The sequence below is a fragment of the Haloprofundus salinisoli genome (assembly GCF_020097815.1).
GTDB lineage: Archaea > Halobacteriota > Halobacteria > Halobacteriales > Haloferacaceae > Haloprofundus > Haloprofundus salinisoli.
The window spans coordinates 606,934-619,911 of record NZ_CP083663.1; the positions used below are offsets into that span (position 1 = coordinate 606,934).

Sequence of the window (12,978 nt, forward strand, 5' to 3'; positions counted from 1 at the left end):
GTCGGACGAGGAACGCTGTCGGCGGGACCGGTCGCCCCCGAACTCACTCGCCGTTTTCGAGACAGTCGCGCAGCGGTTCGACCAACTCGTCGGCGACGGTGTAGGGGTCGGTCTTCCTGTCGACGACGGCGTCGACGAACGACTCCATGCCGCCGCGACGGTCGATTTCGTCCTCCAACAGCGCGCCGGTGTCCTCGCGCAACAGCGTCCGAATCTCCTCGGCGTAGCGCGTCCGCGCCTTCTCCGTGAGACGACCCGAGCGTTCGAGGTACTCGCGGTGTGCCGCCAGCGTCTCGACGAGTTCGTCGACGCCGTCGCCGGAGGTGGCGACCGTCTCGACGACCTGGTCGGTCCAGCCGCCGTCTCCGTCGCCCTCGCCGTTCTCCTCGTTCTCCCCGTTCTCTCCGGGGCCGTCGGCGACTTCGGGGGCGTCGAACCCGCCGCCGGCCGTGTGGTGACCCAAGTCGAGGTTCGCCGTCGGGTCGCCCTGGAGGTGAATCATCTCTTCGAGGTCGGCGACGGTTTTCGACGCGCCGCTCATGTCGGCTTTGTTGACGACGAACACGTCGCCGATTTCGAGGATGCCGGCCTTGAGCATCTGCACGTCGTCGCCGCTGCCCGGTTGGACGAGCACGACGACGGTGTCGGCGGTCCGGACCACGTCGATTTCGTTCTGGCCCGCGCCGACCGTCTCGATGATGACCTTGTCCTTGCCGAACGCGTCGAGGGCCTTCACGGCGTCGCCGGTGGCCGTCGAGAGGCCGCCGAGGGTGCCGCGGGCGCTCATCGACCGGAAGAACACGTCCATGTCGCCGACGTTCGACGCCATCCGGATACGGTCGCCCAGAACGGAGCCACCGGTGTACGGCGAGGACGGGTCGACGGCGATGACGCCGACGGTTTCGCCGCGGTCGCGGTAGCTTTTGGCGAGTTTGTCGACGAGCGTCGACTTGCCCGCGCCCGGACTGCCCGTGATGCCGATGACTTCGGCGTCGCCGGTGTGCTCGTGCAGCGCCGACACCAGGCCTCGGTAGCCCGGCGAGCGGTTCTCAATCTTCGTGATGGTCCGCGCGAGCGCGCGGTGGTCGCCGTCGAGCAGACGGTCGACGAGGTCGGCTTCTTCCGTTCGACTCATGCGCGGTCGGGCGCGTTGTTACGGACGAACTCGATAGTGTCGGCCATCGGCGTCCCGGGACCGAACACCTCGGCGACGCCCATCTCTTTCAACTCTTCTTTGTCGTCGTCGGGCACGATGCCGCCGACGAGGATGAGCGTGTCCTCGAACGCGCCGTACTCCTTCAGGCCGTCGATGACTTTCGGGACGAGCGTGTTGTGCGCCCCCGAGAGAATGGAGATACCGAGGACGTCGACGTCCTCCTGCACCGCGGCCTGGACGATTTCGTCCGGTGCGCGGTGGAGTCCCGAGTAGATGACCTCGAACCCGGCGTCGCGGAAGGCGCGCGCGATGACGTGTGCCCCGCGGTCGTGGCCATCGAGTCCGACCTTCGCCACGAGACACCGAATCGCTCTCTGGTCTGCGTCTACGCTCATGGGGTCGGATTCGCTATCCGCCGCTTTGACTCTAACGGATATTCACGAAAAATCGGCGGCGTAGCCCGCCTGAGGTTTACTCGTTCCGTAGCAAAATCCCCGGAGCGCCGCGCCGGTGGGGCGTTGGTCCGGATTCGGGCAGACGGCTTAGCGCCGCCCGACTCTGACCACGTCGCCGTCGATCTCCGCCGAGTCGGCGACCTCGACCGTCCCCCCTCTGACGTTACCGTCTATCTCGGCGTCTTCGCGGACGACGACGCGGCGCGGTCCGACGACGTTGCCGTCGATCTCCGCTCCGGGGCCGACGTAGACGCCGCGTCCGGCGCGGACGTTGCCGTCGATTTCCGCCTCTCGCCACACATCGACTCGTTGCCTCGCCATGAGGTCCCCGTCGATTTCTGCGTTCTGGCTGACTCTGATGCGGCCGCCCGAGTTGATATTGCCGTCGACCTCGACGCCGGGGGCGACGACGACGCTTCGCCGAGTCCGGATGTCCCGGTCGGCGTCGCGTCGAATCACGAGCGCCCCCTGCTGTTGGCTGCTTCCGAGTTGGCCGGTCAGCCCGCCCGCTACCGCGACGCCTCCAACGCCGAGGAGGCGTCTACGAGAGATGGTTTTTTCCACAAAATTAAGTGGACCTCGGGCGGGGATAACCCTTTTTCGGCGTTTCGTGAGACTCCGCGTTTCCGGACGTTCGCGGCCGCGAGTCGAACTGGCGGCTTCGGTCGAAACCGCGCCGTGAGACGAGTGACGCGTGAAGTCGCGAGTCGGCCTACCCGAGCGTCACGTCCAGATACAGCATCACCACGACGCCCAACATCGTTCCGAGCGTCGCTATCCGCTCGTGGCCGCGGGCGTGCGTCTCCGGGACGATCTCGTCGCTGATGACGAACAGCATCCCGCCGGCGGCGAAGCCCATCGCGTAGGGGAGAATCGGCGCCGCGACACCGACGGCCCACGCGCCGAAGACGGCGAGCGGAATCTCGACCAGGCCGGCGCGGACGCCCGTCAGCGCCGCGTAGAAGTACCGGCTGAGTCCGGCGTTCAGCGCCGCGACGGAGACGGCGAGGCCCTCGGGGATGTTCTGGATTCCGATGGCGAGCGTCAGCGCCAGCGCGTTGCCGAGGTTCCCGGAACCGAACGAGACGCCGACGGCCAACCCCTCCGGCATGTTGTGGAGCGTGATGGCGACGATGAAGAGGATAACCGAGGCCGTCCGCGGGTTCCCCCGCCCGGGGTCCTCGCGGACCCGACCGGTGATGACGAGGTGGACGTGCGGCACCCAACTGTCGGCTCTGTCGAGCACCGCGACGCCGAGGACGATACCGACGACGACGGGGACGACGCCGCCGATGTCGATGCCGGGAAGGATGAGACTCGTGAAACTCGCCGACAGCATCACGCCCGCGGCGAAGCCGAGCGCGCCGTCGAGCGCTCGTTCGGTCGGATTTCGCCAGACGAGGACGACGAGCGCGCCGAGCGTGTTGAGCACCGCGATGACGACGCCGCCGGCGAGTCCCTGTACGACGGGGTTCGTCCCGACTATCTCGACGAACAGCTCTTCGAACGTCACCATCTCGAATCGTGTCACCGAGAGAACGGTGCGCTGGCGGATAAATTCGGGTGTCGAAGCGGGGCGGACGGTTCCCCCGAGACGGCTCAGGCCTTCGACCCGACGTGTTCGTCGAGGAACTCCACGACGGCGGCGTAGGCGGTCTTTCGGTTCTCGAGCTTCGAGAAGCCGTGGCCCTCGTCCTCGAAGATGAGTTCGCGCACCGGCACGCCCCGCTCGCGCGCCCGTTCGACGATCTGGTGGGCCTCGCCGACGGGCACCCGCGGGTCGTTCTCGCCGTGAAGGACGAACAGCGGCGCTTCGATTCGGTCGATGTTGTGAATCGGCGAGATAGATTCGAGGAACTCCCTATCTTTCTCGAGGCTGCCGTACTCGGCCTCGCGGAGTTCGCGCCGCCACTCGCCGGTGTTTTCGAGGAACGTGACGAAGTTGGCGATGCCGACGATGTCGATCGCGGCGGCCCACAGTTCGGGGTACTCCGTCACCGACGCGAGCACCATAAACCCGCCGTAGGAGCCGCCCATAGCGACGATGCGGTCGGGGTCGACCGAGGGGTGGTCGTGGAGCCACCCGACGGCCGTCTCGATATCTTTCACCGAGTCCATCCGTCTCTCGACGTCATCGAGGTGGCCGTAGGCTTTCCCGTAGCCCGCGGAGCCGCGGACGTTCGGCTCGAAGACGGCGTAGCCGTGGTTGAGCAGGAACTGCTTGACGCCGTTGAAGGAGGGGCGGCGCTGGGCCTCCGGACCGCCGTGGATGTCGACGACGACGGGCGTCTTCGACTCGTCGCCGGCGCGTTCGGGCAGGGTGAAAAAGGCCGGGATGTCGCGGCCGTCGAACGTCGGGTAGTGAACGAGCTCGGGTTCGACGAACGTGTCACGGGGGATACCCGCCGTCGACGCGCTGGTCCACCGCTCGGTTTCGCCCGTCTCCACGTCGACGACGTGGACGTTCGTGTTGTCGGTGCTGCGCGTCGCGGTGATGGCGAACCGCTCGGCGTCGGGGCTGAAACTCACGCCGCCGGCGACGCCCTTCGGCAGGTCCGGGTCCGGCAGCGGGTCGATGCTGTCGGGGCCGTCGAGCGTGCCGACCGAGAGTTCGGTGTAACCGTCGACGTTGCGCGAGTAGACGATACGGCCGGTGTCCTCGTCGATAGCGACGCCGTCGATGTTCCACCGCTCGTCGCGTTCGACGACGGTGAATTCCAGGGTTTCGAGGTCCAGTCGAGCCAGATCGAGCGTGTCGCTGTCGCGGTCGGTGACGAGATAGAGACTCTCGCCGTCGGGCGACCACTCGACGCTCTGGTAGCGAACGTTGCCCTCGTGCGGTGTCACGTGTTCGAGGTCGCCGGTTTCGAGGTCCAACACGGAGACGTCCATGTCGAAGTTCGAGTACGCCTCGTGGACGACGAGTCGGTCGTCGTCGGGCGACCAGCCGCCGAGGGTGAGCCACCCGCTGCCCTCGTGGACGAGCGTTGCGTCGTCGCCGACCTCTTCGCGGCCCTGGACGTACACGTCGAAGACGGACTCGTCGCGGCGGTTCGAGGTGAACGCGAACCGCTCGCCGTCGTGGCTCCACCCGCCCCAGCGGTGTTTGGCCTCCGGCATCGCGGTGAGCTCCGTAATCTGGCCGTTGACGGCGTCGAGCAGGTAGAGCTGCTGACGCTCGTTGCCGCCCTCGTCCATGCCGAAGACAAGTTCCGGTCGCTCGGGCGACCACGAGGCGAAGGTGACGCGCTCGTCGAAGAACGTGTGCTGTTCGGGCCACTCGCCGGGCGCGCCGACGCTCCACACCTGCGGGGTGCCGGTCGTGTCCATCAGGAAGGCGATGCGCTCGCCGTGCCCGTCGAAGACCCCCTCGGGGCCGAACGACGCACCCCCGGCGCTGCGGACGTTGAGATACCGCTCGATGTCGTACGTCTCCATACCTCGGTGTGTCCCGCCCCTACCAAAACGGTTCGCCTCGCGGAACCAGTAACGGAGAATTTCTGCGCGAGAGTCGCCGATTCGGCGCAATTCGCCGACTCTACTCGTTTCCCTGGACGAGTACTCGCCGACACCGGACAGTCGCCCCTTCGGAACCCTCGGGGCCGCTGTCGGGACCACGCTGCGATTTCCTGTGTGTTGTTAGCAAATAACAATGACTCGGATTTTCGTCTACCGCCCATGTACACACCCCGACAACGGCGAGCGTCGAAGTACGCCATCGGTGCAGTCGTCCTCGCGCTTCTCGCCGGGACGGTGTTCGCGGGCGTCGGTCCCCTTGCGGCGCTGGGGATCCAACCGCAGGAAACGACGGCGGAGGCGACACAGACACAGCAGACGGGCGACCCCTTCGGCGGAACCGTCGAGGGTGACCGGAATCTCTCGACGGCGAACACCACCGTCGTCGGACAGAACGCCACCGACCGAACCGGGTGGCGCGTCGTCCCGGCGGGTGACGTGAACGGCGACGGCGAAGGCGACGTGCTCGTCAGCGCCCCGCGCGCCGACCGCGGCAACGCGACGAACGGGACGCCGAACGTCGGTCCCGACGCTGGCGCGGTCTACCTCTTCTACGGTCCCGTCGACGCCGAACGGCTGAACGTCTCGGAGGCGAACGCCACCCTCGTCGGGGTCGAAGGCGGCGACCTCGCCGGGTCGAGCATTACTGCGGGCGACGTCGACGGCGACGGACTGAGCGACGTCGTCGTCGGCGCGCCGGGCGTCGACGGCAGCACCGGAGCGGTCTACGTCCTGTTCGGCTCGGAGGACCGCTCGGGCGTCGTCTCACTGGCCGACGCGAACGTCACCGTCACGGGTCCGGCGACCGGCGACGAGTTCGGTCGGTCGCTGGCGGTCCTCGGCAACGGGAGCGACAGGTTCGCCAACGCGACGAACGCGACGGTCCTGCTCGTCGGCGCGCCGTACAACGACAGCGCCGAGACCGACGCGGGTGCAGCATACTCGTTCGACGCCACCGCGCTCGCGGCGGACGCGTTCGAGAACGCGACGAACGCGAACGCGACATACGTCGGCGAGGGGACGAACGACCGGGCGGGGTGGTCGCTCTCGCCGGCGGGCGACTTCGACAACGACAGTCGAGTCGACTTCCTCGTCGGCGCTCGCGGCAACAACAGCAGCGACGGCGCTATCGACGCCGGGGCCGCGTACGTCGTCACCGACGCCGCCGACGCGCTCGACGACGAGGCGGGCGAGCGCTCGCTCTCGAACGCGACGCTGAAACTCGGCGGCGCGGGCGAGGGCGACAACGCCGGCTTCGCCGTCTCCGACGCGGGTGACGTGAACGCGGACGGCTTCGACGACGTGCTGGTCGGCGCGCCCGGCAACGACACGAACGGGTCGAACGCCGGCGCGGCGTACATCGTCTTCGGCGAGAGCGGCGAGGGCAGCGACAGTGACGATGCGGTGCCCGAGACGCGCCCGCTGAGTGACGCGAACGCGACGCTGTACGGCGTCGGCGACGGCGACCAGGCCGGGTGGTCGGTCTCCGGTGCCGGTTCGGGCGACGTGAACTGCGACGAGTTCGACGACGTGTTGGTCGGCGCACCCCGCAACGGGACGAACGGGTCGAACGCCGGGGCGGCATACCTCGTCTACGGCGACGACGCGCTTGCCGGTCCGCAGAGCCTCGCCGACGCGAACGCGACGTTCCGCGGCGCGAGTCCGAACGACCGGGCCGGATTCTGGGTCTCCGAGGCGGGTGACCTCAGCGGCGACGACAGAGAGGACATCCTCGTCGGCGCGCCGTACGCCGACGGCGTCGAAGCCGGCGCAGGGGCGGCGTACCTGATTCAGGGTCGCTGCGAAGTCGAGCAACCGCCGGAACCCTCCGTCGGCGACGGAACCGACCGACCGGGCGGGCCGAGCGGCGGCGACGGCGACACCGGTGACGGGCCGCGCGACACGCCGACCGAGCGGCCGGGACCGACGGTGCAGTCGGTGTCCGCGGAGTCGCTCGACTGCGAACAGCTCAGATTCACCAACCCGAACGATTTCGCGGTGAACGTGAGCTACACCGTCGTCTACGACACCGAGGGCGTTCCGGACGCGGAGACGGAGTACGTCGTCCTCTCGCCGGGGGAGACGCGCCTCGTCAACGACTCGGCTATCGGCGCGGACTCGTTCAACCAGTCGACGATACGCGTCACCGCCGAACGCGATGGCGGCAACGCCGAGCGGGTGCCGGTGAACGGCGACCAAGAGGCCCGCCTCGACGGCATCCGTTGCGGCGGCGACCCGAACATCAACGTGACAGCGGCCGACTGCGGGGAGTTCGTCCTCGAAAGCTCGAAGCCGTACGCGGTGAACGTGACCTACGACATCGTCGTCGAAAACGACTCCGTGGCGACCCGGAACGTCACGCTCGCGCCGAACGAGACGCGTGTCGTCAACGACAGCGAACTCTCGCCGCCGAACCCGAACGCGAGTGTGGTGGTCGAACTGACTGCCGAGCGAGTCGACAACGGAGCGGTCGTGTTCGTCAACGGGAACGAGACTGAGTCGGTGCGAATAACGCCCTGCCCGCCCGAGCAGCCCGAAATTCAGTCACTCACCGTGGTTTCTGAGGCGTGCGAGCAGTACACCATCACGAACCCGAACAACTTCTCGGTCAACGTCTCGGTCGTCCCGAATCTCGACGGACCGCCGATCCAGTTCGTCGAACTCGGGCCGAACGAGTCGGTCACGGTAGAGAACGCCGAACCGACCGACACTCGGTTCGCGGCGTACTCCTACGAGATCGACGCGCGCGTGCCGGTCAACGGCGTCGAGCAGTCGGACGTCGAAATCGCGCCGTGTCCGGAACCACAGGACATCGTCGTCGAATCGACCGACTGCGAGGTCGTGACCGTGACCAACCCCAACGAACTGAACGCGACGGTCCGCTATCGCCTCTCGAACTCCGAGGAGGTCCGCTCGGTCGAACTCGCGCCCGGCGAGACGAGCGTTCTCGAAGATCCGACCTTCGGCGGCGAGACGGTGGTGTTCTCGGCGGTCCGCGGTGACGGCTACCGACTACAGGTCAACGGTGCGGACACCGCGGAGATAGCGGTAGCGGAGTGCGCGGAGACGCCAACGGAGACCGCGACCGGGACGCCGACGGAAACCACGACTGAAACCCCAACAGCGACAGAAACCGACACCGAAACGCCAACGGAAACCACGACAGAGACTCAGACGGAAACGGACACTCCGACTGAAACGGCGACCGAAACGCCGACCGACGAAGAGACGGAGACGCCGACGGAAGACGACACTACGACGACAGCCGAACTGCTCGCCAGTTCGGTCAGTACGTCCGCGAACGCACTTCCGTGGGCGCTGTTGGTCGCGCTTCCGTTGCTGGCATTGCGACGCCGCTCAGGGTAGCCGCTCGACGCTTTCGCCGCGGCGTATCAGCCGAATGGCATGGATTTTTATCACCGCCCGACATTCCGCTTCGTATGCGTGTCGCGTTCGTCTCGATGCTCACGACGCATCACGAGGAGACGCCCGAAACTCGGCGAACGCGACGGACGATTCGATTTCTCCAGAGCCGCGGCCACGAGGTGGTCGTGCTCTGTGCGCAGTGGTGGGGCGGCGACGTCTCCGAGTTCGACCACGAGGAGATAACCTACCGACGGGTGACCGACGAGCCGACGACTCGCGGATTCGTCTCGAAACTCCCGTTCGCGCTCCGAAAAGCCGGTGCGGACGTGATTCACGCGACGAACAGCCCGCCCGGACAGGTCACCGCCGCGAAGGCGGCCGGTCGGTTCCTCCGGACGCCCGTCGTCGTCGACTGGTGGGACGACGTCGGCTACGCCCGTTCGGGCTACCGCCGCGCCGCCAAGCGCGCCGATCTGGTCGTCGTACCGTCGCAGACGGTAAAGACGCAGGTCAGAGAGTACGGCACCTCCGAGAGCGACATCGAAGTCGTCCCCGAGTGCATCGACACGTCGCTCGTCCGCGAGACCGACGCCGACGAACGGGCGCAGTTAGTTTACGCGCGCCACCTCGACGAGCACGCGAACGTCGAGTCGTTCCTGCTCTCGCTGGCGGAGCTGCGCGACAGAGACTGGTCGGCCGTCGTCGTCGGCGACGGCCCCGAACGCGGCCGTGCCGAGCGAACCGCTCGGGACCTCCGAATCGACGACCGAGTGGCGTTCCTCGGCGAACTCTCGGACGCCGACCTCGTCTCGGTGCTGAAGGGCGCGCACGTGTTCGTCCAGACCGCAGAGCGCGAACCGTTCGCGCGGAACCTCCTGTGGGCGCTCGCCTGTGGCTGCGTCAGCGTCGTGGAGTACCAGGTCGGATCGAGCGCGCACGAACTCGTCGAAGGCCGCGAGCGGGGGTCGCTGGCGACCAGTCCCCAGGAGATCGCCGAACGCATCGCCGCCGCCGGCGCGTTCGACCACTGGACGTACGACGAGGCGTTCGACGGGTACGATTGCGAGAACGTGCTCGGACGCTACGTCGACTGTTACGAGCGCGTCGTCGACGGCTACGGGCTGTTCTGACCGGTTCTCCGGTCGACTCGTAAAACGCGAGCGGTACGAGCGGGTTCGTCTACGACTCGTAGTCGCCGCCGTACTTGATGAAGAAGTAACCGAGACCGAGCGTCGCGACCATCGAGAACGTCGTCGCAACGCCGAGGGATTTGGCGCTGTCGGGGACCGACGGAGCACTGGACCCGCCGCCGCCGCCACCGCCGCCGCCGCTTCCGGCGTCTTGGCTGACCTCTATCGTCCCGACCATCCCGGCGTCCTCGTGCGGTTCGCAGACGTACTCGTACGTCGCCTCCTCCTCGAACGTGTGCTCGAATGAGTAGCCCTCGTCGTGAATCTCCTCCTCGCCCCAGTCGCCCTCGTTTGGAACGACGTTGTGGCCGTTGGAAGCCCACTCGAAGACGACCGTCGTCCCCGGTTGGATGGAGAGTTCGGAGGGGTCGAACGAGAGGCCGTCGCTTCCGGCACCGACCGTGACAGTCTCCGTGCCGCCGCCACCACCGGAGCCGCCCGCGGACTCGTTGCCGGACGATTCGTTTCCAGCGGACCCGTTGCCGGACGACTCGTTTCCGGCGGACTCGTTACCCGCGGTTTCGTTGCCGGACGACTCGTTTCCGGCAGTTCCGTTTCCGTCCTCTTGAGCGGCCGCGGTCGTCGCCCCCGCAACTGTCGCGGTCGCACCGGCCGTTGCCCGGAGGAACGTGCGCCGCGAGATAGCGTCCTTGCTCATGATGGCGAGTTAGAAACGGGCGGTAGTGAATACTTTGGTTCGCACCCGCCCCACGGACGGAGATTCATATGCGAAGACGGGACCATCGCGGCCGTGCGCTGAGAATCACCGCGGCCGAACGAGGCGAGTGTGCGGCCCACCGACCGCGGAGTCGACGCTGTGGCCGCCTGTACGCCAGCACTCGTCAGCCGACGGGAGTCCGACGAGCGACCTGTTCAGAGCGTGTAGTCGTGCTTGCCGGTCTCGGTCTCCAAGAACGCCGTCAGGAGATCGATAGTCGCCGACACGTCGTCGACGTGGGCACTCTCGGTGACCGTGTGGAGGTAGCGGGTCGGAATCGACAGCGCACCAACCGGCTTCGCGCCGTGAGTGTTCTGGAAGCCGGCGGTGTCCGTCCCGCCCGCGGGGAGGATCTCCAGTTGGTACGGAATTTCCCGGTCTTCGGCCACAGAACGGAGTCGCCGGTGGACCTTCGGGTTCGTGATGACGCTCGAATCCTTGAGTTTGATCGCCGTCCCCTCGCCGAGCTCGGTGACGTAGTCGGCGTCGTCGAAGTCCGGCACGTCGTTTGCGACGGTGACGTCGAGCGCGACGGCCAGATCGGGGTCGAGGTCGCCGCCGAGCGCCGTCGCGCCGCGGATGCCGACCTCCTCCTGTACCGTCGCCGCGAAGTGAATCGTCACCTCGGGGTTCTCGATGCGACGGGCCGCCTCCAGCATCGTAAACACGCAGATGCGGTCGTCGAGCGCCTTCCCCGTCACGTGGTCGCCGAGTTCGACGGTCGTCTGGTCCATCGTCACGAGGTCACCGCGAGAGACGCGCTCGCGGACGTCGTCGCCGGAGAGACCGAGGTCGACGTGGACGTCCTCGACTTTCTCTTTCTTCTCGCGCTGCTCCTCGGAGAGCGTGTGTGGGGGAACGGACCCGATGACGCCCGGCAGGTCGCCGTCTTCGGTGTGGACGGTGACGCGCTGGGCGCGGAGGACGCGGGCGTCGAAGCCGCCGAGGGGGTCGAGCTGAAGGAAGCCCTCGTCGGTGATGTGGCGGACCATGAAGCCGATTTCGTCCATGTGGGCCGCGATGGCGACGCTGTAGTCGCTCTCTCCCTCGATAGTGCCGACGACGTTGCCCATGGCGTCGGAGCTGACGCGGTCGGTGCTCGCTTCGAGTTCGCGGCGGACGAGCTCTCGGATTCGGTCCTCGTACCCGGGGACGCCGCTCGTCTCCGTGAGTTCCTGCAGAAGTTCGAAGTCGAAATCCATGCTGGTGGTGACCGACCCGGGAGGAAAAGCACATGGGTCCCGGCGGTCGGTGCCGTGAAACAACTCACAACTCGTTCTTCATGGTTCCGGAACGTTTTTGCGCCGGATACGTCCATGGATAGCTATGGCAGACGACTCTACCGAAGCGGAACTCCGCGCGCAGCTGCAGGAAGCCTTCGAGGGCGCAGACTACCCGGTCAGCAACCAGATGGACCTCGTTCCCGCGCTTCCCAACGGGCCGGGCACGCGCTTCGAGGCGGGCGACGTGAGCTTCACCGCGATGGAGATGGCGGCGAAACTCGGGAGCCACCAGAACTTCCCGTACGACAACGCCGAGAGCCTCGTCGACGACGTGATGGAAGGCCTGCGCGCCGAAGGGATGCTCTAATATCCGGGAGTTGCTTCCGATTTTCTTCTGTGACCAGCGGCGCGTAGCGGCTCAGTCGCCGCGTCGCTTCCGACCGTGTCCCTCACAGAGCACCTCGCCCGCCTCGGAGTCGAGATAGAACGGGTCACCGGTCTCGATGGCACGGCCGCACACCGCACAGCCGTCGTCGTGCCGAAGGAAGTACTTCCCCTCTGCGCGGCCGGTTTCGAGACGCTCGGCTTCGACCGCAGGACGCGTGAGTCCCTCGCCGATTTGGGTGCGCTCGGGACTGTCCGCCGCCTCGAATCGGATGATTGTCACAGCGTCGCTACGACCGCGGCCGACAAAGCTTCCCGGGCGAGCGATTCTTAATCGCTCGCGCCCAACCACGAGTGTGCTTTCGGAGTGGCTCGCTCTGTTTCCCCCGTGGCTGCTCGTCGGCCTCTTCTTCGGAGCGGTGGCTTCGGTGTTCGCCGCCGGCGTGTTCGTCGTCGGCGGACGACTGTTTCCGACGGCCCCCGTCGACGAGAGCGCGAAAACCGACGGAACGACCCGACGCCGCGCCGAGATTCGGGAGTACCTCACCGCCATCGGCGAACCGTTTGCTGAGGACCACCCGGTCCACGGACAGACAGTCGCCTTCTACCTCCCTTCACGGGACGTCGCCATCACGTTCGACGCGCAAGCGTACTTCCGCATCGAACGCGCCGGAACCTACGCCGTGCTCTGCGAACACGAGATGCCCGGCGCGCAGCTCGGGCGGCGACTCCCGTTCGAGGTGCCGGAGCTCGAACCCGAACTGGCCGACCTCGACGATCCCATCGCCGAAGCGTTCGAGCGCCTCGGCCTCCCGGCGACGGCCAGCGCCGACGACGTGAAGGCCGCGTACCGCTCGCAAGTCAAACGCGCCCACCCCGACCACGGCGGCAACGAGGCGGAGTTCAAACGCGTCCGAGAGGCGTACACGACGGCGAAAGACCACACCGAAGCGTGAACACGGGGAGAGAA

General features: G+C 67.1%; 12 protein-coding genes. 4 read left to right on the forward strand and 8 right to left on the reverse strand.

Going from position 1 to position 12,978, the window contains the following annotated elements; translation table 11 throughout:
- Positions 1–43 precede the first annotated feature (43 nt).
- The 5 genes from meaB to LAQ73_RS03255 all read right to left on the reverse strand — a co-directional run bounded on the left by meaB (position 44) and on the right by LAQ73_RS03255 (position 5,049).
- A complete protein-coding gene (gene meaB, locus LAQ73_RS03235) occupies positions 44–1,135 on the reverse strand; it encodes a methylmalonyl Co-A mutase-associated GTPase MeaB (RefSeq protein ID WP_224269814.1) in 1,092 nt (363 codons plus the stop codon).
- Positions 1,132–1,551, reverse strand: coding sequence for a cobalamin B12-binding domain-containing protein (locus LAQ73_RS03240; RefSeq protein ID WP_224269815.1), 420 nt, complete (start codon positions 1,549–1,551; stop codon positions 1,132–1,134). Before LAQ73_RS03240 ends, meaB begins: the two co-directional genes overlap by 4 nt.
- A 147-nt stretch (positions 1,552–1,698) precedes the next feature.
- Positions 1,699–2,175 (reverse strand): polymer-forming cytoskeletal protein, encoded by a 477-nt coding sequence (locus LAQ73_RS03245; protein ID WP_224269816.1) that lies wholly within the window; start codon positions 2,173–2,175, stop codon positions 1,699–1,701.
- A gap of 148 nt (positions 2,176–2,323) precedes the next feature.
- Positions 2,324–3,127 carry a ZIP family metal transporter gene (locus LAQ73_RS03250; protein WP_224270710.1) on the reverse strand — a complete coding sequence of 268 codons (804 nt, stop codon included), beginning with the start codon at positions 3,125–3,127 and terminating at the stop codon, positions 2,324–2,326.
- An 83-nt stretch (positions 3,128–3,210) separates the two neighbouring features.
- Positions 3,211–5,049 (reverse strand): S9 family peptidase, encoded by a 1,839-nt coding sequence (locus LAQ73_RS03255; protein WP_224269817.1) that lies wholly within the window; start codon positions 5,047–5,049, stop codon positions 3,211–3,213.
- 240 nt (positions 5,050–5,289) lie between these two features.
- Here LAQ73_RS03255 and LAQ73_RS03260 point away from each other — a divergent pair, with 240 nt between their 5' ends.
- Both LAQ73_RS03260 and LAQ73_RS03265 read left to right on the forward strand, forming a co-directional pair.
- Complete coding sequence (locus LAQ73_RS03260) at positions 5,290–8,493, forward strand: hypothetical protein (RefSeq protein ID WP_224269818.1); 3,204 nt, start codon at positions 5,290–5,292, stop codon at positions 8,491–8,493.
- Between the two features lie 74 nt (positions 8,494–8,567).
- Positions 8,568–9,623, forward strand: coding sequence for a glycosyltransferase (locus LAQ73_RS03265; RefSeq protein ID WP_224269819.1), 1,056 nt, complete (start codon positions 8,568–8,570; stop codon positions 9,621–9,623).
- A gap of 49 nt (positions 9,624–9,672) precedes the next feature.
- On the opposite strand, the gene LAQ73_RS03270 is transcribed toward LAQ73_RS03265, so the two are convergent.
- Entirely contained in the window at positions 9,673–10,341 is a 669-nt protein-coding gene (locus LAQ73_RS03270) for a plastocyanin/azurin family copper-binding protein (RefSeq protein WP_224269820.1), read from the reverse strand.
- A gap of 215 nt (positions 10,342–10,556) precedes the next feature.
- Positions 10,557–11,603, reverse strand: coding sequence for a M42 family metallopeptidase (locus LAQ73_RS03275; protein ID WP_224269821.1), 1,047 nt, complete (start codon positions 11,601–11,603; stop codon positions 10,557–10,559).
- A 124-nt stretch (positions 11,604–11,727) separates the two neighbouring features.
- Here LAQ73_RS03275 and LAQ73_RS03280 point away from each other — a divergent pair, with 124 nt between their 5' ends.
- Positions 11,728–11,991, forward strand: coding sequence for an MTH865 family protein (locus LAQ73_RS03280; protein WP_224269822.1), 264 nt, complete (start codon positions 11,728–11,730; stop codon positions 11,989–11,991).
- Between the two features lie 51 nt (positions 11,992–12,042).
- On the opposite strand, the gene LAQ73_RS03285 is transcribed toward LAQ73_RS03280, so the two are convergent.
- A complete protein-coding gene (locus tag LAQ73_RS03285) occupies positions 12,043–12,291 on the reverse strand; it encodes a DUF8075 family protein (protein ID WP_224269823.1) in 249 nt (82 codons plus the stop codon).
- A 73-nt stretch (positions 12,292–12,364) separates the two neighbouring features.
- Here LAQ73_RS03285 and LAQ73_RS03290 point away from each other — a divergent pair, with 73 nt between their 5' ends.
- The gene (locus LAQ73_RS03290; RefSeq protein ID WP_224269824.1) at positions 12,365–12,964 is read left to right on the forward strand and encodes a J domain-containing protein; all 600 of its coding nucleotides are present in this window, start codon (positions 12,365–12,367) and stop codon (positions 12,962–12,964) included.
- The last annotated feature ends 14 nt before the right edge of the window (positions 12,965–12,978 follow it).